Source organism: Corynebacterium sp. HMSC034H07 (assembly GCF_001815175.1).
GTDB classification, from domain to species: domain Bacteria; phylum Actinomycetota; class Actinomycetes; order Mycobacteriales; family Mycobacteriaceae; genus Corynebacterium; species Corynebacterium hiratae.
Genome location: NZ_KV819523.1, coordinates 147,477 through 167,891 on the forward strand (window position 1 = coordinate 147,477; position 20,415 = coordinate 167,891).

21 protein-coding genes are annotated in these 20,415 nt (G+C 63.8%); 5 read left to right on the plus strand and 16 right to left on the minus strand.

The window, feature by feature from the left end; all coding sequences use genetic code 11:
- Positions 1–136 precede the first annotated feature (136 nt).
- Together guaA and HMPREF3009_RS05295 are read right to left on the minus strand one after the other, a co-directional pair.
- Positions 137–1,705 (minus strand): glutamine-hydrolyzing GMP synthase, encoded by a 1,569-nt coding sequence (gene guaA, locus HMPREF3009_RS05290; protein ID WP_010189455.1) that lies wholly within the window; start codon positions 1,703–1,705, stop codon positions 137–139.
- Between the two features lie 24 nt (positions 1,706–1,729).
- Positions 1,730–2,656, minus strand: coding sequence for a LysR family transcriptional regulator (locus HMPREF3009_RS05295; protein ID WP_070545947.1), 927 nt, complete (start codon positions 2,654–2,656; stop codon positions 1,730–1,732).
- 74 nt (positions 2,657–2,730) lie between these two features.
- Here HMPREF3009_RS05295 and HMPREF3009_RS05300 point away from each other — a divergent pair, with 74 nt between their 5' ends.
- Positions 2,731–3,714 carry an EamA family transporter gene (locus tag HMPREF3009_RS05300; RefSeq protein ID WP_232760977.1) on the plus strand — a complete coding sequence of 328 codons (984 nt, stop codon included), beginning with the start codon at positions 2,731–2,733 and terminating at the stop codon, positions 3,712–3,714.
- A 62-nt stretch (positions 3,715–3,776) separates the two neighbouring features.
- Here the strand turns inward: HMPREF3009_RS05300 and HMPREF3009_RS05305 are convergent, their stop codons facing one another.
- Together HMPREF3009_RS05305 and guaB are read right to left on the minus strand one after the other, a co-directional pair.
- The gene (locus HMPREF3009_RS05305; protein ID WP_070680532.1) at positions 3,777–4,973 is read right to left on the minus strand and encodes a GuaB3 family IMP dehydrogenase-related protein; all 1,197 of its coding nucleotides are present in this window, start codon (positions 4,971–4,973) and stop codon (positions 3,777–3,779) included.
- 9 nt (positions 4,974–4,982) lie between these two features.
- The gene (gene guaB, locus HMPREF3009_RS05310) at positions 4,983–6,497 is read right to left on the minus strand and encodes an IMP dehydrogenase (protein ID WP_070680537.1); all 1,515 of its coding nucleotides are present in this window, start codon (positions 6,495–6,497) and stop codon (positions 4,983–4,985) included.
- Between the two features lie 149 nt (positions 6,498–6,646).
- Between guaB and HMPREF3009_RS05315 the strand changes: the two genes are divergently transcribed.
- Positions 6,647–7,021, plus strand: a complete 375-nt coding sequence (locus tag HMPREF3009_RS05315) for a DUF5319 domain-containing protein (RefSeq protein WP_046648414.1) — start codon at positions 6,647–6,649, stop codon at positions 7,019–7,021.
- Between the two features lie 89 nt (positions 7,022–7,110).
- Here the strand turns inward: HMPREF3009_RS05315 and HMPREF3009_RS05320 are convergent, their stop codons facing one another.
- Positions 7,111–7,953, minus strand: coding sequence for a hypothetical protein (locus HMPREF3009_RS05320; protein ID WP_070680539.1), 843 nt, complete (start codon positions 7,951–7,953; stop codon positions 7,111–7,113).
- Between the two features lie 92 nt (positions 7,954–8,045).
- A complete protein-coding gene (locus HMPREF3009_RS05325) occupies positions 8,046–8,663 on the minus strand; it encodes a sigma-70 family RNA polymerase sigma factor (protein WP_049157038.1) in 618 nt (205 codons plus the stop codon).
- 350 nt (positions 8,664–9,013) lie between these two features.
- On the opposite strand from HMPREF3009_RS05325, the gene HMPREF3009_RS05330 reads away from it, so the two are divergent.
- Positions 9,014–9,313: a WhiB family transcriptional regulator gene (locus tag HMPREF3009_RS05330; protein ID WP_046648418.1), complete on the plus strand. Its 300-nt coding sequence runs from the start codon at positions 9,014–9,016 to the stop codon at positions 9,311–9,313.
- Between the two features lie 289 nt (positions 9,314–9,602).
- Here HMPREF3009_RS05330 and groL read toward each other — a convergent pair whose 3' ends face one another.
- The 4 genes from groL to HMPREF3009_RS05350 all read right to left on the minus strand — a co-directional run bounded on the left by groL (position 9,603) and on the right by HMPREF3009_RS05350 (position 13,542).
- Complete coding sequence (gene groL, locus HMPREF3009_RS05335) at positions 9,603–11,219, minus strand: chaperonin GroEL (RefSeq protein WP_070680541.1); 1,617 nt, start codon at positions 11,217–11,219, stop codon at positions 9,603–9,605.
- An 18-nt stretch (positions 11,220–11,237) separates the two neighbouring features.
- Positions 11,238–11,537, minus strand: coding sequence for a co-chaperone GroES (gene groES, locus HMPREF3009_RS05340; protein WP_167595557.1), 300 nt, complete (start codon positions 11,535–11,537; stop codon positions 11,238–11,240).
- Between the two features lie 141 nt (positions 11,538–11,678).
- Positions 11,679–12,953 carry an FtsX-like permease family protein gene (locus tag HMPREF3009_RS05345; protein ID WP_070680544.1) on the minus strand — a complete coding sequence of 425 codons (1,275 nt, stop codon included), beginning with the start codon at positions 12,951–12,953 and terminating at the stop codon, positions 11,679–11,681.
- Positions 12,937–13,542, minus strand: a complete 606-nt coding sequence (locus tag HMPREF3009_RS05350; RefSeq protein ID WP_070521548.1) for an ABC transporter ATP-binding protein — start codon at positions 13,540–13,542, stop codon at positions 12,937–12,939. The genes HMPREF3009_RS05345 and HMPREF3009_RS05350 overlap by 17 nt, the downstream gene beginning before the upstream one ends.
- A gap of 112 nt (positions 13,543–13,654) precedes the next feature.
- Here HMPREF3009_RS05350 and HMPREF3009_RS05355 point away from each other — a divergent pair, with 112 nt between their 5' ends.
- Together HMPREF3009_RS05355 and HMPREF3009_RS05360 are read left to right on the plus strand one after the other, a co-directional pair.
- On the plus strand, positions 13,655–14,785 hold the full coding sequence (locus HMPREF3009_RS05355) for a sensor histidine kinase (RefSeq protein WP_070521551.1): 1,131 nt from the start codon (positions 13,655–13,657) through the stop codon (positions 14,783–14,785).
- Complete coding sequence (locus HMPREF3009_RS05360) at positions 14,782–15,417, plus strand: response regulator (RefSeq protein WP_070521553.1); 636 nt, start codon at positions 14,782–14,784, stop codon at positions 15,415–15,417. Before HMPREF3009_RS05355 ends, HMPREF3009_RS05360 begins: the two co-directional genes overlap by 4 nt.
- 34 nt (positions 15,418–15,451) lie before the next feature.
- Here HMPREF3009_RS05360 and HMPREF3009_RS05365 read toward each other — a convergent pair whose 3' ends face one another.
- From HMPREF3009_RS05365 to HMPREF3009_RS05390, 6 genes are all read right to left on the minus strand, one after another.
- Positions 15,452–15,880: a hypothetical protein gene (locus HMPREF3009_RS05365; protein WP_070527889.1), complete on the minus strand. Its 429-nt coding sequence runs from the start codon at positions 15,878–15,880 to the stop codon at positions 15,452–15,454.
- A 78-nt stretch (positions 15,881–15,958) separates the two neighbouring features.
- Entirely contained in the window at positions 15,959–17,011 is a 1,053-nt protein-coding gene (gene tsaD, locus HMPREF3009_RS05370; protein ID WP_049157034.1) for a tRNA (adenosine(37)-N6)-threonylcarbamoyltransferase complex transferase subunit TsaD, read from the minus strand.
- Positions 17,005–17,490: a ribosomal protein S18-alanine N-acetyltransferase gene (gene rimI, locus HMPREF3009_RS05375; RefSeq protein ID WP_046648421.1), complete on the minus strand. Its 486-nt coding sequence runs from the start codon at positions 17,488–17,490 to the stop codon at positions 17,005–17,007. The genes tsaD and rimI overlap by 7 nt, the downstream gene beginning before the upstream one ends.
- The gene (gene tsaB / locus HMPREF3009_RS05380) at positions 17,487–18,179 is read right to left on the minus strand and encodes a tRNA (adenosine(37)-N6)-threonylcarbamoyltransferase complex dimerization subunit type 1 TsaB (protein WP_070680546.1); all 693 of its coding nucleotides are present in this window, start codon (positions 18,177–18,179) and stop codon (positions 17,487–17,489) included. Before tsaB ends, rimI begins: the two co-directional genes overlap by 4 nt.
- On the minus strand, positions 18,179–18,724 hold the full coding sequence (locus HMPREF3009_RS05385; RefSeq protein ID WP_046648423.1) for a hypothetical protein: 546 nt from the start codon (positions 18,722–18,724) through the stop codon (positions 18,179–18,181). Before HMPREF3009_RS05385 ends, tsaB begins: the two co-directional genes overlap by 1 nt.
- 98 nt (positions 18,725–18,822) lie before the next feature.
- Positions 18,823–20,415: an aspartate:alanine exchanger family transporter gene (locus tag HMPREF3009_RS05390; RefSeq protein WP_070511356.1), complete on the minus strand. Its 1,593-nt coding sequence runs from the start codon at positions 20,413–20,415 to the stop codon at positions 18,823–18,825.

Sequence of the window (20,415 nt, forward strand, 5' to 3'; positions counted from 1 at the left end):
CTGTTAATTCAAGGCGCGGCCGCGCTACACAGCGTCTGGGAGTTTGCTTCGCTGCCCGCTTTCTACCACCGAGCTATCTCACTGAGATACTCCACTGCACTGCTACAGTGCGTGTCCCAGTGCCTTTCGGCTGCGCTTACTCCCACTCGATGGTTCCCGGCGGCTTCGACGTCACGTCGAGCACCACGCGGTTGACTTCCTTAACCTCGTTGGTGATGCGGGTGGAAATCTTCTCCAGCACGTCGTACGGCAGGCGCGTCCAGTCGGCGGTCATGGCGTCCTCGGAGGACACCGGGCGCAGGACGATCGGGTGGCCATAGGTGCGGCCGTCGCCCTGGACGCCGACGGAACGGACGTCGGCAAGCAGCACCACCGGGCACTGCCAAATCTCGCCGTCCAGACCAGCGTTGGTCAGCTCGGTACGCGCGATGAGGTCCGCCTGACGCAGCGTCTCGAGGCGCTCCTCGGTGACCTCACCGATGATGCGGATACCCAGGCCCGGGCCCGGGAAGGGCTGGCGCGCCACGATTTCCTCCGGCAGGCCCAGCTCGCGGCCAACCGCGCGCACCTCATCCTTGAAGAGCAGACGCAGTGGCTCGACGAGCTCGAACTCGACGTCGTCAGGCAGGCCGCCCACGTTGTGGTGGGACTTAATGTTCGCGGTACCGTCACCGCCACCGGACTCCACGACGTCCGGGTACAGCGTGCCCTGCACCAGGAACGCAGCATCCTGGCCGTCCAGAGCCTGGTCGACGGCGCGCTCGAAGGAACGGATGAACTCCGCACCGATGGCCTTGCGCTTGGCCTCCGGCTCGGTCACACCGGCCAGCTTGTTGAGGAAGGCCTCGCGCTCATCAGCGGTGATGAGCTTCGCGCCAGTCGACGCCACGAAGTCCTTCTCCACCTGCTCACGCTCACCCGCGCGCAGCAGACCGTGGTCGACGAAGACACAGGTCAAACGGTCACCGATTGCGCGCTGCACGAGGGCTGCGGCCACGGCGGAATCCACGCCACCGGACAGGCCGCAGATTGCGCGGCCTTCCTCGCCGATCTGCTCGCGCACATCGTTAATGAGCTGCTCCGCGATGTTCTCTGCGGTCCAATTCTGCTCCAGGCCTGCGACCTCAGTCAGGAAGCGCGTGAGCACCTCTTGGCCGTGCGGCGAGTGGAGAACTTCCGGGTGGTACTGCACGCCGGCCATCTTCTTGGACAGGCACTCGAAGGCGGCCACGGGAGCGCCCTCGGAAGAGGCGGTGACCTCAAAGCCCTCCGGGGCTTCAGAGACCGAATCGCCGTGCGACATCCACACCTTGTGGGTGTCCTCCAGGCCCTTGTGCAGCACGCCGCCGGACACGGTCATGTCCGTGCGGCCGTACTCGCGGGCACCAGTGGAGGCCACGGTGCCGCCCAGGGCTTGGGTCATGGACTGGAAGCCGTAGCAGATACCAAAGACCGGGATGCCGAGCTCGAGCAGCTCCGGCTTCAGCGCAGGGGCGCCGTCCGCGTATACGGAAGACGGGCCACCGGAAAGGATCAGCGCGGCCGGGTTCTTGGCCTTGATGTCCTCCACGGAGGCGGAATTGGGGACAACCTCGGAGTAGATGTTGGCCTCACGCACGCGCCGGGCGATGAGCTGCGCGTACTGGGCGCCAAAGTCCACCACGAGGACAGGACGCGGGGTTGTATTTGGGTTAGTCACGGTCATCAGTTTAACGCAAGAACCCGCACCCTAGACCGCAGGGAGTGGCCCATAATCTTTCGCGGTGGCAGCTGCCTTGCTCAACGCCGCCCGAAACGCCCGCAGCGCAGGGTGTCCCTCGCGCCCAGCGCGAACCGCGGTGTAGAGCGTGCGGGTGGGATTACCAGGCAAGGCAACCACACGCACGCCTTCGATCTCTTCGAGAAAAAGGTCCGAGATCACCGCCACCGCGTGGCCCGTACGCACCAGGTGCGCGTGCAGGAACGGGTCCGGGGTTTCATAGAGCACACTGGGGTTAAACCCATGCCTGCGGCACAGCCGGTGGACGAACCTCCCCAACAAAAACTCCTCCGGGTCCATGGCAAAAGGGATTTCGTCATCGAACGCTGCAAAATCCTCCAATCGCAACTCGCTCCAGGGGCCGGTGAGTGGGGTGATGAGGCGGAGGGGGTCGTCGAGAAGCAGCTCCCGATGGGTGTGCTCATCCGTGGCGGGCATGTCCGACTCGTACTCCTCACCCAGGATGAGGTCCACCTCCCGGCGCTCCAGCAGCTCCATCGCGCCATCGGCTTCGCGCTGGATGATCTGCACGCGCAGGTCCGGGTACTCCCTGGCCAGCTCCGTGAGCGCCCGCGGGACCAGCGAGGACATGATGGTTTGAAACGTCGTGACCTTAATCGTGCCACGCACCGCATTGGTTGATGCGATGACCTGCGACTCCGCCTCATCCGCCAACGCGAGCATCCGCTCAGCATAAGACGCAAGGATTTCCCCCTGCTCCGTCAAACGCACGCGCCGGCCGACCTTTTCATACAGCGCCACGCCTACATCCTTTTCACACTGCGCCAGTTGTTGGGAGATAGCCGAGTGCGTATAGCGCAGCGATTCCGCCACCGCGGTGACGGTGCCGAGGCGTTGCAGCTCGTAGAGAATGCGCAGACGATGCAGATCCAACATGACAGAATCCCTAACAGGTACGTGTTAAAAACTGTAGATAGACTAACAGTTCTTCCCGCCCCACAATGGACTGCATGACCAATCCGTTTGCAGTTTTGTGCGTCATCGGCTCGTGCATTTCGCTCCAGTTGGGAGCGAGCCTCGCCATCCAGCTTTTCCCCATTGGCGGCCCGTGGGGCACTGCCTCGCTGCGTCTGCTTTTCGCCGCCGTGATTCTGCTCGCCATTGCGCGACCGCGCGTGCACACATGGAGCCGTGAGAAATGGATCTCCGCCACCATTTTCGGCCTCACGCTGGGCCTGATGAACGGCTTCTTCTACGCCGGCATCGAGCTCGTTGCGCTGGGCCCTGCGGTCACCATCGAGTTCCTCGGCCCGCTGCTGCTGGCGGCGTGCCTCTCCCGCTCGCTTCGCGACGCCACCTGCGTCGCCCTCGCCCTTCTCGGCATGGGCCTGATGGGGCTGGACTCCTTCAACGGAGACCCCCTCGACCTGCGTGGCGTGTTCTTCTTGCTGTGTGCCGGGGCGATGTGGGCTGCCTACATCCTGGCCAGCAAGAAGGCCGGCGCGCTCTTTAGCGACCAAGACGGTTTGGCCGTGGCCTTCCTCATCGGTGGCCTCGTGCTCCTGCCAGTGGGCGGGCGTGGGGCGGTAGCGTTGGCCAGCGATCCTTCGCTGCTGCTACTCGCTCTGGGCACGGGCATGCTGGCCTCGCTCATCCCCTATTCGTTGGAATTCATTGCGCTGCGCAGGCTCGCCCCCAACGTCTTTTCCATCCTGATCGCCCTGGAACCCGTCTTCGCCGCACTCTTTGGCTGGATCCTGCTCTCCCAGAACGTGTCTCAGCTCAAGCTGGCAGCTATCGGGCTGGTGGTGGTGGCCTCGGTGCTCCAAACCATGGCGCCGGCGCGCGGGCGCGTGGTTTTCCGCAAGGTGGCACTGCGCCCACGCCGCCTGAAGAAGCCCCGGCTGCTGTGGTTTCACAAGCCACGCAATCGCAGCTCTGATCCAGCAGTGAGTCCAGTGCTCAGCACAAAGGACGCCGAGGCAGCGAAGTAAACTCCGTCCCGAGTCAGGCTGAGCGGCGCAGCGCCCCAACGGGGGAAGCTGCGCCTGCAGGACTAGCGAACGGCTAGCCCAACCTTCTGGAAGGACTTCAGATCCGTGTAGCCGCACTTTGCCATGGCGCGCTTCAGCCCGCCAACCAGGTTGAGCTCACCCAGCGGTTCGTTGGACGGGCCGTGGAGCACGACCTCCAACGAAGGCGCACCCGCTGAGGCATCCTCGGCGGTGCCAGAAGCTGCGTTGCCAGAAGCAGCGGCGTCAAAAGCATCGGCGCCAGAAGTGCCGGTGCCCAGGAGGGCATCGGCCACGCCAATCGGCTCGATGAGGCCGCGCGGGAAACGCGGGTGGCCGGCCGTGGACGGCCAGTACCAGCCCTTGCCGCCGGCCTCCGCCGCGCGGGCCAGCACTGGCCCTAGAACGACACCATCGGCGCCACAGGCAATGGCCTTGGCGATGTCGGCGGAGGTGAAGATGTCGCCGTCGGCAAGCACGTGCACGTAGCGGCCCTCGGTCTCATCCAGGTAGTCGCGGCGTGCGGCCGCAACATCCGCGATGGTCGTCGCCATGGGGATATCGATGCCGACGGTCTCCGGGTTGGTGTTCACTCCGGAGCCAACGATAATGCCCGCAGCACCCGCGCGCATCAGGTGCAGCGCAGTGGTGTAATCCGCCACGCCACCGGCAATCACCGGGGTATCCAGCGAGCCGATGAACTCCTTCAAGTTGAGCGGCTCGCCGCCAGTCTGCACGTGCTCGGCGGAAATCAAAGTGCCGTGGATGAACAGCAACTCCGCGCCGGCCTTAATAACCACGGGCGCCAGCTCGCGGGCGTGCTGCGGGGAGACGCGCACGGCCACGGTCACGCCGGAATCGCGCACCTGCGCGATGCGCTCTGCCAGCAACTCCTCATTCAGGGGTGCTGCGTGCAGCTCCTGCAGCGTGGACAGGTCGCCGAAGTTCTCCGTCACGCGGGCAATCGCGCCCTCCAGATCCTCGTGACGGCCCCACAAGCCCTCTGCGTTGATGACGCCAAGGCCGCCCTGCTTGCCCATCTCGATAACGAACTCGGGAGTGGCCAGCGCATCGGTCGGCGCCGAGACGAATGGCACGTCAAAAGTGTAGGCATCGATGTGCCACGAGGTGTCCACATCCTTGGAGGAACGGGTGCGGCGAGTCGGCACCAGGGAGATCTGGTTCAGGTCATAGGTGCGGCGTGCCTCGCGGCCGACGCCGATTTCTACGTAATCGCGCATTGTTAGTCCTTAGCGGTAGTTCGGAGCTTCGACGATCTGCTGAAGGTGGTGCGGGTGAGACTCCTTGAGGCCCGCAGCGGTGATCTGGACAAACTGCTTGGTCTTGAGCTCAGCCAAGGTGGCGGAGCCGGTGTAGCCCATCGAGGCTCGCAGGCCGCCCACAATCTGGTGGACGATGGCATCGATATCACCGCGGAATGGCACGCGTCCCTCGACGCCCTCCGGCACTAGCTTGTCCTCGCTCTTGACGTCGGCCTGGAAGTAACGGTCCTTGGAGTAGGAGCGCTTCTCACCCGTCAGGCCGCGGCCCTGCATGGCACCCATGGAGCCCATTCCACGGTAACGCTTGTACTGCTTGCCCTGGACCACGACGATGTCACCCGGCGCCTCCGTGGTGCCGGCCAGCATGGAGCCCAGCATGACGGCATCGGCGCCGGCTGCCAAGGCCTTGGCGACGTCACCGGAGTACTGCATACCGCCATCGCCGATAACCGGCACACCTGCCGGGCCTGCCACGGCGGCGGCCTCCATGATGGCGGTGATCTGCGGGGCACCGACGCCCGCCACGACGCGCGTGGTGCAAATGGAGCCCGGTCCGATGCCGACCTTGATGGCGTCGGCGCCAGCCTCAATCATGTCGCGGGCTGCTTCACGGGTGGCCAGGTTGCCGCCGATGACGTCAATGCGGTCGCCGAAGTCCTTCTGCACGCGGGAGACCATCGCCAGCACGCGGTTGTTGTGGGCGTGGGCGGAGTCGACGACGAGGACGTCTACGCCGGCGTCGACAAGCTGGCCTGCGCGCTGGTAGGACTCCTCACCGGTGCCAATGCCGGCGGCCACGAGCAGGCGCCCGGAAGCATCCTTGGAGGCGTTGGGGAACTGTTCAGTCTTGACAAAGTCCTTGACGGTGATGAGGCCGACGAGCTTGTTCTCATCGTTGACGATGGGCAGCTTCTCCACCTTGTTGGCGGACAGCAGCGCCAGCGCCTCCTCCTTGCTGACGCCTTCCTTGGCCACAACCAGCGGCATCGGGGTCATAATCTCGGAGACCTTGCGGGAGAAATCCGGCTCGAAGCGCATGTCACGGTTGGTGCAGATACCCACGAGGGTGCCCTGCTTATCGACGACCGGCAGACCCGAAATCCGGAACCGCGCGCACAGCGTGTCCACCTCGTCGATAGTCATGTCCGGGGTGGCGGTGACCGGGTCGGTCACCATGCCGGACTCGGAGCGCTTCACAATTTCCACCTGCTGCGCCTGATCCTCAGCAGAGAGGTTGCGGTGCAGGACGCCAATGCCGCCCTGACGGGCCATACCGATGGCCATGCGGGCCTCGGTCACGGTGTCCATCGCGGCGGATGCCAGCGGCACGCCGAGGCGAATGTTGCGGGTGAACTGCGCCGAGGTATCCACCTCGGAGGGAACGACGTTGGATTCTGCCGGCAACAGCAGGACATCATCAAAAGTAAGGCCGTAGAGTGCAATCTTGTCGGGGTTGTCTCCGCCGGTGTGGACGTGGCTCATGAGGGTGGGGCTCTCCTAAACTGACCAGATAGTTTTATGCGGTAGCCCTCACTGTAGTGCGTGGACGCCCCGTAGTGGTAGCCGTGGGTGGACGAATCGGTGTCGAGAGAGAATTGCTATGCGCGCACGGAGTTAATAGGCTCGCAGACGTGAACTTTTTCGCCAACATGCCCCGCGATCCTTTCGCGGACGATCCCAACGACCCAGCTTCCTTCCTCGAGGAAGAGGACCACGTCGAGCCGCTGTCCGAAGAGGACCGTCTCGCCGTCATCCACGATCTGGCCATGGTCCAAGAGTTCGCGCGCGTTCTCAGCCCGCGCGGCATCGACGGCATCTTCTTTTTCTGCGAGGACTGCGAGGAAAACCACTTCTACGAGTGGGACATTATGGCCTCCAACATGCAGGCCACGCTGGCAGGCCAGCTCGCCCCCGTCCACGAGCCGGGCGCGGAGCCGGACCCCATGCGCTATGTCCCGTGGGATTATGCGGTGGGCTACCTCGACGGCATGGATTCGCGCTACTAACGCGCGCGGTTGGCGCGGATTAAGTACCGCGCCTTACACAACGAAAGAACCTCTCCTCCCCGCTGTGGGAAGGAGAGGTTCTGTGCGTTTTATTGCTGGAACTGCGGCGGCGGGAGTTGGCCGTTATCCCCAGTACCATCCCCGTCAGAGTTATCGCCCTGCGGAGGCGTTGGCTGCTCGCCACCACCCGGCTGGCTCGGCTCCGGGTAAGTAGGCGCTGGAGGGTTCAGCGGGTTACCGGCCGACACCGTCTGGGTGACCACAACGGTGGACACTGCAGTCTGGGTCTGCGTGACGGTTGCCGGCTCCTGCGGCGGCTGCTCCTCTTCCACCGGAACGGGCTTTTCCACGGTCTGCGTCTGCGTCACCGTGGCGCGGGGCTGCTGCCTCGTCGTACGCGGCGCTTCTGCCTCGCGTTCCCGCTTGGCCTGGTCCACCATCTTCCGGGCTTCTTCGAGCAACTGGCGGGTGCCGTCCATGTCTCCCTGTGCGGAACGCTTTTCCATTTCGTCGAGCGTTCCAGCGAGCTCCACTACGGACACATCCTCATTGTTCGTGCCGAAGAGCGACTGATTCACGCCATAAAGCGGCGATCCCGGGCCGGCGTTGACGACCACCGCTCCGCTACCTGCGATCAGCAACGTAGCTGCGGCCGCGCCGATGAGGCCGTGAATGAATGGCTTGCCCCGACGACGGCGACGTGCCGCATCCAGGGAAATAACCTCCGGCTCTTCGTCCGCGCCTTCAATGAGCGGGGCCGGGGGCATCTGCTTTTCGACGTCCCCGCGCAACTCCAGCAGGAGCTCTGCCAGCTCATCACCGCCATCGGAGGGATCCGTTCCTTCGGAGAGAGTGGTGAGGAATGCATCATCATCAACCAAAGGCTGCAGCTGCTCAGCGACGCCCTGCTGAGGCTGGTCCTTCTTTGCCACGATGTCCTCCCTTCCTTGATAGAGAAATTCTTAACTTATCGGTGCCAAGTGCCGATGGCTCACTGCTAGCTTGTGCTAGCCCCACTGCTGGTTCATTGCGTCTCGTGCGAGTCGAGGGATTTGCGCAATTGCGCCAGTGCACGATGCTGTGCCACGCGGACTGCGCCAGGGGTGGACTCCACAATTTCTGCGGTCTCCTCTGCCGACAGCCCCACGAACACACGCAAAATGATAATGTCCCGGGCCTTGTCACTTAACGTATCGAGCATGGCCCGCACTCTGTTACTACCGTCCATGACCAGAGCGGATTCTTCGGGGGTAGCGTCCTCAGCGGCGTCTTCTGGGACGTCGTCCGTGGGGTGGGTCTGATCGCGGCTGAGGGCGCGGTGGGCGTCGGTCACCTTGTGGGCAGCGATGCCATACACGTAGGCCATAAACGGGCGGCCCTTGTCCTTGTACGTGCCAATCGACGTCGCCACCGCCAAGCAGATTTCCTGCGCCACATCCTCCGCCGTGGGCTGACGGTGGCCGCCGATGCGGGCGCGGCAATAGCGCAGGACCTGCGGGTGAATAATACGCATGATGCGCTGTAGGGCGCGGCGGCTACCGTCGACAGCGAGCGGAACGAGGTCCGCTAATTCCTTATCGCTGTCGCGCTTCGACGCCGCTGAGGAGCCGCTCGCGTCTGTAGCTTGAGTAGCCACTGCCATCCTTGCTTGTTCTGCTTGGTGTATTAGTTCATATTCTGCACGAATATCATGTCACAACCTTTGGTTGAAACCCGAAACGACGGGCCTATTCCCCACTCTTTGGCAGATATGAGAAAAGTTCATACACCGTTCATCTTAGATGTAGGTGCAGGTCATCAAGGGTAAAAGTGAGAGTTTTCGGCCTGCTACACCTACATGTCAGCATTGCGTAACGCGCCGTTTACCCAAGGAGGACACACTTCTATCTCGTCTCACCTCGCCCCGGTGCTCAGGGCGCCACCCCGTGCAAAGGCTTGCCCACAGCACGATGCGCACCCGGGCGCTCTATCTTTGATTAAGGAGAATCGAACGTGTCTCAGTCCTTCCTGCTCCCCGGGCCGAATGCGGACTTTTGGGATTGGCAGCTCCACGGGGCATGCCGTGGAGAAAACTCTGACGTGTTCTACCACCCGGACGGCGAGCGCGGGCGCGCCCGCGCTCAGCGCGAAAGCCGCGCCAAGGCGATCTGCCACACCTGCCCAGTCATCGAAATGTGCCGCGAACATGCCCTGGCCTCCGGCGAGCCCTACGGCGTGTGGGGTGGCATGAGTGAATCTGAGCGCGTCGTAGCTCTGCGCTCGCGCGACGCTCACGCCACCGTCAGCGCCTAAGCCCCTCGCTTCACGCTTCGTAGCCGTAACGGGGCCAGACGCGTGGTTTCTTTAGGTAGCATCATTTCCCGCTCGTACCGACAGTCTTCGCGTCGAGGCAACCCCCGGACTCCGTGCCCACATCCCAGGGGATCGCACGGCTAGCTCCGTAGAACAGTTACTCACCGGTGAGTCACCGGTGAATGCAGGACAAAGGCCCGCAGCCCCTTCCCCACGTACGGGGCTTGGGCGACGGGCCTTTTCTTGTAGCTCTTTGCTATTCCCGGAGAAACGTTGTTTCCCCGCGCTTTTAGTGGGCGTGCGCGTGGCCTGCCTGTGCCGGTTCCTCCTCGGCGGGCTTCTCCACCACGGAAGCCTCGGTGGTGAGCACCATGCGGGCCACGGAGGCGGCGTTAACAACTGCGGAGTGGGTGACCTTCACCGGGTCGATGATGCCCTGCTCCAGCAGGTTGCCGTATTCCAGGGTGGCGGCGTTGAAGCCTTCACCGTTGGCCTGCTCGGCAACGCGGGCGACGACGACGGAACCATCCAAGCCGGCGTTCTCAGCGATCCAGTAGGCCGGGCGGGTTAGCGCGCGGGCTACGGCCAGCACACCTACCTTGGCCTCGCCCTCGAAGCCCTCGGCGAAGGCCTCGAGCTCCTGGGAGATCTGAACCAGCGCGGAGCCGCCGCCAGCGATAACGCCCTCTTCAACGGCCGCGCGGGCGGCGTTGATGGCGTCCTCGACGCGCAGCTTGCGCTCGTTGACCTCGGTCTCGGTAGCGGCACCAACGCGGATGACGGCAACGCCACCGGAAAGCTTGGCCAAACGCTCCTCGAGCTTCTCCTTATCCCAGGTGGAGTCGGTGCGCTCGATCTCGCGACGCAGCTGCTCGCGGCGCTCCTCGACGGCCTCTGCAGTACCTGCACCATCCACGATCACGGTGTCCTCCTTGGACACGGTGACGCGACGTGCGGAGCCGAGAACCTCCGGGCCGACCTCCTTGAGGTTGATGCCAACCTCCGGGTCGACGACCGTAGCACCGGTGACAACAGCCAGGTCATCCATGAAGCCCTTGCGACGCTCGCCGAAGTACGGGGACTTCACGGCGGCGACCTTGAGGACCTTGCGGATGGAGTTCACGACGAGTGCCTGCAGCGGCTCGCCCTCGATGTCCTCAGCGATGATCAGCGTCGGGCGCGAGGACTCCGCGATCTTCTCCAACAGCGGCAGGAAGTCCGGCAGGGAGGAGATCTTGTTGCGGACGAGGAGAATTGCGGCGTCGTCAAGCACGGCGTTGTAGGTCTCCTCCTCCGTTGCGAAGTACGGGGAGAGGTAGCCCTTGTCGAAGGAAATACCCTCAGTAACGTCCACGGTGGACTCGATGGTCTGGGACTCCTCGACGGTCACGACGCCGTCCTTGCCCACCTTGTCCATCGCGCCGGCAACCATCTCGCCGACCTCCGCATCGCGGGAGGACACGGTGGCAACCTGGGAGATCTCCGCGGAGGAGTTCACCGGGGTGGCGCGCTTCTTGAGCTCCTCGACGACCTTCTCAGCCGCCGCGGCGATGCCCTTGTTGAGCTCCACCGGGTTAGCGCCGGCAGCAACGTTGCGCAGGCCTTCGAAGACGAGTGCCTGGGCCAGCAAGGTGGCGGTGGTGGTGCCGTCGCCGGCGATGTCGTTGGTCTTGACGGCCACGGACTTCACCAGCTGGGCGCCGAGGTTCTCAAAAGGATCGTCGAGGTCAATGTCGCGGGCGATGGTGACGCCGTCATTCGTGACGGTCGGGCCACCGAAGGCCTTGGACAGCACGACGTTGCGGCCGCGGGGGCCGAGGGGGACCTTGACGGCGTCGGCAAGCGTGTCTACACCGCGCTGGATGCCCTCGCGGGCCTCCTGGTCAAATGCAATCAGTTTTGGCATAGGGTTAATCGCCTACTTTTACTTCTCGATGACAGCGAGCAGGTCACGAGCGGACAGCAGGAGGTACTCCTGGCCGTCGTACTTCAGCTCGGTGCCGCCGTACTTGGAGAAGATGACGGTGTCACCCTCGTTAACGCCAACCGGGACAACCTCGCCCTTATCGTTGGTGCGGCCCGGGCCAACGGCTACGACGGTGGCCTCCTGCGGCTTCTCCTTGGCGGAGTCCGGGATAACCAGGCCGGACGCAGTGGTGGTCTCAGCTTCAACGATCTGGACGAGGACCTTGTCCTCCAGCGGCTTGATGTTTGCCATGATGATTTCCTCCAAAGTGTTCTTAATGCGCGTCCACGTGGACGCGCGTGTGCCGGTTGTGGGTAGCCCAGCACAGCCGTCGTCGCGGGTGAACAACTGTGGGTCAAAACAACCTGCCTAGCACTCTACCCTCGCGACTGCTAGCCCTCAACAGCCCGGGCCGCTAACCCGTTCGCCCTCCGCGAACGACGCGGCTCGGGTGTGTACAAAGCCGGCCAACGCCAGCTTGACGACGCCCAGGGCAATAAACATTGCGCCGAATATTACGGCGAAGGACGGCCACCACAACTCCTCTACCAGCGTTCGACCGAAGGAAGCCTGTGGGGTGAGCAGGTGCTGGAGGGGCAGGAGCGTCGCCAAACACAGCGCCCAGACCACGCCGGCCGCAGTCAGGGTGAGGCACGCCGCCTCCCCCACTTGCACGCGCGCCCAGGCCGAGGGGGCGGCGCCCGCCAAGGTGAGGCCACGAATATCGGCCGCGATGCGCCCGTGCATAAGCAGCGAGGTAAGCACGGCGCCCACGATGCTAGGTGCGAAGACTGGACCCAAAAGGGCGAGGAAGGCCTGCCACGAGGACAGGGTGCCTCCGGCGCCTGCGTCGTTCCCAAAGCGCAGGCCCGAGCCGACGGCGACGATAAAGCCGCCGACGAGCACCCACGGCACGATGTGCGGGGTGGAAAAGCTTCGGCGCACGCGCACATTAGCCCCAGCGATGCCGGCCGCGCGGGTCCATTGATCCAGGACGGGCATAAGCCAGGTCAAAAAGAGCGCGACAAGGATGACCAAGCCCATCTCGGCCGAGAGGAGGTCGCCGGGATCATCGATGTGTAGGCATCCATAGACCGTACTGCCGACAGCAACGGACGCGAGCAGGAATTTCACCATGAGCCACGCCGGGTGTGCGGTGGCGTGCGGCCGAAAGACTCGGCGCAGTGGAGGCAGCGCTCCGACTAGGGCCGCGGACATGCAGACAACTATCGCAATACCAACGACCTGGCCTGTAATCGCAATGTCTGGCAAAGGGATGCCGTCGCTGCGCAGGGCGCGCACGCACGGCGCGAGCAGTGGACGGGCCGGCAGCACACCAAGAAATCCGGCGGCCGCGCTGACCACCGCGACTTGGCCCAGAATGAAAATCAGGATCATCCACCCAGGCATGCCCACCATGCGCCAGGAACGGTAGACCGGCTCGCGCTCAGCGATGATAAGGCGCATCTGCGAGAGCGTCACCAGCACTACCACGCACAGTGACATGCCCAGCACTGTGCCGCCCAGAGGCCCAGCGGGGTTTTCTTCGGCTCCGGGGGAAGCGACCAGCATGGCTAGCGCTAGGGTGCACGAGGTGGAAGACACCACCAGGGTCAGCGCTACGGCCAGCCACGATAGCCAATTGGACTGTAAGTCCTTAAGCCACACCAGCATGGGCCACCTCCTCCAAGGAAATGACCCGGTCGGCCGCCTCGGCGGCAAGGTGCGAGTGAGTCACCATGATCACGCTGGCTCCATCGCGGGCAACGGCGTGAAGGTGGGAAAGGACGGTGGAAGCGGTGGCGTCGTCAAGCGCGCCCGTGGGCTCGTCAGCGAAGATATAGGGCGCTTGGGCCAGCAATGCCCGGGCGACAGCCACGCGTTGCTGCTGCCCACCAGAAAGCTGTGCGGGCAGGCGGCTCTCCAATCCAGCGAGACCGAGCGAATCGAAGACCTCTGCCACACGGCCGCGTGCAGGGCGCCGGCCGGAAAAGCGCGCCGTCAAGGTGGCATTGCGTTGCGCGTTGAGGGATTCCAGCAGGTTGTAGTCTTGGAATACAAATGCACGCTGCTTGCGCCCCGGCGCGTTGACTCGGCCGGAAGTGGGCTTATCGAGCCCGGATAACAGGTTCAGGAGCGTGGTTTTGCCGCTTCCCGATGGCCCCATGATGGCAACGAATTCGCCTGGGGCGATAGACACATTGACGCGATTAAGCACGGTGCGGCGGCCGTAGCGCTTACTAAGATTTTCTGCTTTTAACATGCCTTTGATTCCACTCGGCCACGCACGACAATGACATGGGGCGGGCTGCCCGGAAAATGGTGGAGCTAGCTCCACTGCCCTTCCACCGGCATGGCGGATAGGGTCGAAGACTATGCGAACCTTCAAAGCCTGTGCGTGGAGCCTCCTCCTCGGCATGCTGTGTATCCCAACCTTGGTGATTTCGGTGCTGATGCTGCCGTGGATCCCGTTGGTGGGTCGCGCCGCGGAACTTGTCGGCCGGTTGGGCGCGCAGTGGATGGGCGTGGAAATTCCACCCCGGCGCGCAGATCGATGGTTTGATTGGCAGCAGTTCTATCACCTCGTGTTGCAGTTATTGATTTCGACTGCATGCTTTACCGCGTGGACGGCCCTGGGTTTCACAGCGGGTGTGCTAGCGATAGCGCCATTCGTACCTAAGGCCGAGTTCTCCGTTGGCGAGTGGTCCACCTCCAACCGACCGCTTATTTTCTTAACCTGCTGGCTGGCTGCTCTGTTGCTTGTGTTGTTACTGGTAGGTCTCAACCGCCTCTTGGTCTCAGCGTCGGTCTCGCTGACCCGACTGGCATTGAGTCCTTCGGCCGAGGAAATGGCGGCCTCGCGTGCCACGCTTATCGATGCCTTCTCCGGCGAGCGCCGCCGCATCGAACGCGAACTGCACGATGGCCCGCAGCAGTACCTCACTGCGCTCAAGCTCAACTTGGCCGCGGCAAAACTACAAGCCCCGCCCCAGGCACAGCAGGCCTTGACTGACGCAGAACATAATGCCTCTTTGGCTCTGGCTTCATTGCGGGCGACAGTGCGTGGCATTGCGCCGCAGGTGCTTTTCGACGACGGGCTTATCCCCGCCCTCGACGAGTTACTCGCCCATTCCGGGCTTGAGACCACACTTCGCGTAGAGGGCGCTGAGAGCTCGATAGACGAGACCACAGCACTGCTGGCCTATCATGCAGTCGCCGAGGCGCTCACAAACGCCTCTAAACACGGCGCAGCCACCGAAGCCGTGGTAACGGTCGCTTTTAGGGATATGCTGCGCCTAGAAATCGTAGATAATGGCATGGGCCCCACGGCCAAAGAGCCGGACGGTGAGAGTGCAGCTGTGGGTTCGGGCACGGGCCTCGCCGGGCTGCGTGAGCGTGCTGCTGCACTCGGCGGCACAGTAACCTTTGGTGCTGATAGCACCAATGCTACGGGTAAAGGCGGCGGCCAGCTGCTGGTCAAACTACCGCTGAAGGAGGCGGAATGAAGTTACTACTCGCAGAAGATTCCGCGCTCCTGCGCGCGGGTCTGGAGCAACTACTCGGTGCTCTCGGTCATAGCGTCACGGCGGTCACAGATGCCGAAGCACTGCGCGCCATCGCAGTGCAGGAAGACTTCGACCTCATTATCAGCGATGTGCGCATGCCGCCCACGATGACCGATGACGGGCTTCAAGCCGTGCACGATCTGCGGGCAGCCGACCCCACCCAACCCGTGGTGGTGCTGAGCCAATACGTAGCGGCAAGCTATCTCGACCGCCTCCTGGAGCACGGCGGATTCGGGTACCTACTCAAGGAGCGCGTTTCTGATGTTGAAGAATTCGTGCGCACGCTTGACGATGTCGCCCGCGGCGGCACCGTGGTGGACCCAGAGGTGGTCACGGCGCTGCTTTCTGCAAGGCACACTGGTCTAGCCCGGCTCACCGCTCGCGAGCGGGAGGTACTGGGGCTTATGGCCCAAGGATTGAGCAATAAAGACATTGAAGACACGCTCGTCCTTACCTCCGGAGCAGTAAGCAAGCATGTCTCCAATGTATTTATAAAGCTCGGGTTTCGACCCGAGGACTCCAACCGGCGGGTGAAGGCCGTATTGGCATGGCTGCGCCACACCGAGCGCTAGAAAAGCGCTGAGGCCCTACAAACAAGGGCTGGAATTAGACCTGCCGGTGGGAGTTCAGCACAGCCGCGCGCCACAGCTGGTACTCCTCCGGGTTGTCCTCGTGGTAGTTCTTCACCGCGCGGATGCCGTGCTCCACGGCCTCGGCGACCTCGTCGATGTTCTTGTCGTCACCGTCGGCAGCAACGAAGATAACCGGACCGCAGATGGAACGGATTGGGTCCTGCAAGAAGGCGGAATTGCCGGTCGCAGCTGCATTGCGCGCCAGTGATGCCACCGGGTTCGGGTCGGCGCCTTCAGCCTTGGCGTTCGGGTTAAACAGCGCCGCGTAGGTCTGGCCATCATCCTGGAAGGCCACAGAGACACGATCCTCGGTGGTGCCGCCGAGGAATTGATTTGCGTGCTCGAGCTCAAACTCGATGGTGCGGCGGGACAGATCGGGGTTAACGAGGAATCCAGTGGTCATAGCGGTGTGAGCTCCTTATGTGCGAGCGAGGCAATTATCGTTCATCACACTACCTGCACCCTGGGGGTTGCGCATCCGCTAGCGCGCAGCAGCCACGAGCGGCACTTCCACCTCAAGCTGTGTATCGGTCCCGCATGCCAGGCCGGAGGGTTCTGCGCCTTCGTGGATGAGCTGGGCGGCCACCGCCGCGATCATCACGCCGTTGTCGGTGCACAGCTTGAAGCGCGGCACGCGCAGCTCGATGCCTGCAGATTCGCAGCGCTTCGCCGCCAAGGCGCGCAGACGCGAATTCGCCGCCACGCCGCCGCCGAGCAGCAGTACCTTGGCGCCGGTGTCCTGGCAGGCGCGCACGGCCTTGGCGGTGAGCACATCGGCCACCGCCTCCTGGAAGGAAGCACACAGGTCCTCAACCTGGACCGTGGTGCCCTCGCGCTCGGCCTTTTCCACGTGGCGTGCCACCGCCGTCTTGAGTCCCGAGAAGGAGAAATTGTGGCGGTTGGGCCCGCGCAGGTCTTCGGCCTTGGACAAACCTCGCGGCAGGTCGATGGTGGGCTTTCCTTGGGCGGCCAGCTTATCGATGACCGGCCCTCCCGGATACCCCAACCCTAGGAGGCGGGAGACTTTGTCGTAGGCTTCGCCGGCGGCGTCGTCAAGCGTGGTTCCCAGCTCCTTCATGGGTTTGCCCACGGCCTCGACCTCAAGCAGCTGGGTGTGACCGCCGGAAACGAGCAGGGCCACCGAGTGCGGCAGCTCCTCGCCCTCCAGGTTGGCCACCGCGACGTGCCCGCCGAGGTGGTTGACGCCGTAGAAAGGCACGCCCCACGCGGAAGCAAAGGCCTTGGCTGCCGACGCCCCGACGAGGAGCGCGCCGGCCAGTCCGGGCCCCACGGTGGCAGCCACTGCATCTGGCTTCTCGACGCCTGCCTCCTCCAACGCCGCCTTCATCACCTGCGGCATGGCTTCGAGGTGGGCGCGGGAGGCAATCTCCGGAACCACGCCGCCGAAGCGCGCGTGCTGTTCCATGGAGGAGGCGACGACGTCGGCGCGGATCTCCATGTGTCCGTTCTCAGACAGCTCGATGATGCCCACGCCGGTTTCGTCGCAGGAGGACTCGATGCCGAGGATTAACATCTCTCACTCTTTCGTGGTCGGTACATGGTGTGGGCGTCCGCGCCGGAGGGCTGATAGTAGTTGCGGCGCAGGCCGTTGATGACAAAATCATAGGCCTCGTAGAGGCGGATGGCCGGATCGTTGCCCACGCGCACTTCGAGGAAGATGGGCGCGTCGTGGGAATCTGCAAGCTCGACGATGGCGTCCATCATCAGCCGCGCGATGCCCTGCCGTTGGGCGGCAGGGTCGACACCGATGGTGTGGATTTCGTACTCCGGCCAGGCAGCGGGCCCCATCCGTCCCACGCCGGCGTAACCGAGAACTTCCGCGCGGTTGTCGTTGTGGTCGTCGCTTGCGTCAACCGCCCAGTAGGTGGTGTGGCCCGCCGCGATTTCCTGCTCGAAGGCATGCGCCGGCCATGGGTGTTCGCCGGGGAAGAGTACCTTTTCCAGCTCGGCGCAGCGCGGCGCGTCCGCGGGGGTCAGTGGGCGCAGCCTCATGATTCGGGAGTGTCCTCGATGCCGCCGACGAGCGCGGCCGAGCGCGGCTTGGCCTGTGGCTCCACGGCATCGGGACGGCGAAGGTAGAGCGGGACGAGTGGCGCGGGTTCAGCGGACAGATCAGCGCAGGCCACCAAACCCGCGGCGCGCGGTGTGGCCCACTCGCGGGGAAGGTCAGCGATACCTTCCGGCAAACGCGGGGCGATGGACTCTGGGAACACGAGGCGCGCGGTCTCCGGACTCGAAAGTCCGGCGGTGCTCAGATCGAGGGATTCCGGCTTCGATACGTTCGGGCCGCTACGGCGCTCCCCTTCGTCATAGGTGGCCCAGTAGACCTCTTTGCGGCGAGCGTCGATGGCCACCAGCCACTCCCCCATTCGACCATGCGCGATGGCATCCAAGGTGCACACGCCATGCACGGGCAGGTGGAGGGCCACGCCCAACGCGGAGGCGGTGGCCATGCCCACGCGCAGGCCGGTAAACGGCCCAGGCCCCGTGCCCACGACGATGGCGGAGAGATCTGGGTAGGTCAGGGAGGCGTCGGCAAGCAGCTCCTCGATGGTAGGGATGAGCTGCTCATTGTGGGCGCGCGTACCGCTGATGACGCGGTCGATGCTGTCGCCAGTGTCGGTGTCAACGATGCCCGTGACCAGATCCGTGGTGGCGGTATCGAGTGCGAGGACCTTCATTAGCCCACGAACTGCCAGGCAGGAGCGTCCTCATTGTCAGCGCCCTGCTGCAACATCTGGTCATCACCGCGCAGGAACTGCAGCGGCTCGCCCGGCTGGATGCCGCGCAGCGGCGGAGCGTCCTGGCCCTGGGCCTTGGCCATCTCCACCTGCTCGAGGACGCCGGAGCAGAGGTCCACCTGGGAGCGGTTCAGCTTCTCCACCTGGTACTCCTGATTGACGCTGACGGTGACAAAGTAGTTCTCATCCTCCGCCACCTTGCCGTCGACAAAGTCGATACCGGCGACATCCACGCCGCCTTCCCCAAGCTGCTGCTCCGTAGCACCCGGGCAGACGACGAGACCGGCAATCCAATCCTGGCCGTAGACGTCGGGGACCAAGAGCGCGGAGAAGCTCAGGTTCTTCGGGTACGTGTCCAAGGTTTCACCCAACGTCGAGGAAGGCTCCTCCGGCGAACGGGTCATGGACAGCGCGATGAGCAAGCCAAGGACGATGGCAAAGCCGCCGATGACAACGGTCGTGATGAATTGGCCGATTTTATTCATGGGGATGTGCTCCTAATATTAGGGAGTTCAGTACGGGGATATCCTACGTGACCGCCCTGCAGCGACCCTGACCGGCCCTTCCGGTGCCGAGAAAAGGATCAGACGATCAACAGGGCAAGGACCTGACACATGAGGATCTTGCCGATCATCGCCGTGGGGTACACGGTGGCATAGCCGCGCTCTGCCAGCTGGGTGCCGGTCTGGGGGTTGAGGTAGGCCATGATCGCCGGGTTCGTGGTCATGCCTGCGGCGATGCCCATCGACTCATCAAACTTCAGGCGCAGCACCAGCATGGATACCGCGACGATGCCGATGGCGGAGACCAGCGACAGCACAATACCCACGCCCATATACTTCAGGGAGGTCGGATCCGACAAGGCGTCGCGGAACTGGCCGCCAGCCGACGTTCCCACGCCCGCCAGGAACAAGGTCAAGCCCAGCGTGGAGATAGTCTGCTTGGCGTGGAAAGGAAGCTGCCAGTTAATCGGGCCCGAGCGGCCCAGCGCGCCCAGGATGAGGCCGACGACGATGGGGCCGCCACCGAAGCCGAAGGACAGCGTCGTGCCGCCTGGCAGCGGAATCGGGATAGCACCGAAGAGCAGACCAATGAAGAGGCCGAGGGCAAAGGGGAAGAGATCGACGTTGCCGAGTTTGGCTTCGGAGTCGCCGAGGAAACGGCGGACGTCGTCAAGCCTGCCCGGCGCGGTGATGACGCGCACACGGTCCGAGTAGTGCAGGACGGTTTCCTCGTTCGGCACGACGTCGGAGTCACCGCGGCGCACGCGCGCGATGAGGAAGCCTTCCTTGACAGTGTCCAAGTCCTTGAGCTGATAGCCCGCAACACGTGGGCTGGACACGGTCAGGCGGCGGTAGACCAGGCCATCTTCCTCGTGGAGGTTGAGGTGGATCTCCTCACCCAGCTGGGAAATCGCACTATCGAGCGCTGGTGCCGTGCCGTTGAGCAAGAGCTCCATGCCGGCGCGCAGTGGCAGCTCCGGGTAGGCCAGGTTGTGGTTGTGGGGATTGTTGACGTGGCGGGTAGCGATGACGCGCTCGCCAGTCACCTCCTGCAGCTCCCCTACCGTTGCGTCAAAGTCGCGGGTCAGGCGCACCGCCCGCCACTCCAGCGGCTCCGCAATCATGCCCTCGGCGCGGGCGTCCTCAACGTGATTCACGCGCAGCGCCTTCGCGCCGATGGCGGCCACCAGGATGGTTCCGATAATGCAGCCAGGGTAGGCCAAGGAATAGCCCACCACCGGGGTGCTATCGCCGCCCAGGGCCTCGACGACCGCGGCCATACCGGGCGTCGAGCTCAGCGAACCTGCCAGCGTGCCCACGCTGATCGCGGGGTCCAGATCAAAGAGGCGCATCGCTAGGGTTGCCAGCCCCGCGAGCAGGAAGAAGAAGACGATGACCACCATGGACATCTTCCAACCGCGCCGGCGGAAATCTTCGAAGAAGCTGCGGCCAAAATTCAGGCCGATAACGTAGACGAAGATGGCCAGGCCAAACTGATAAACAAAGGCGGGGACCACGATGTCCGGGTTCGCCGCGGACAAGCCCAAGGCCACGAACATCGCCGCGGCGGCGCCGAGCGAAATGCCGAAGACATTGATCTTGCCCACGGCCAGTCCCACCGCCATGATCAGAAAGAGCGTTAGCAGGGGCTGTTCGGCAAGAAAAGCCAGCAC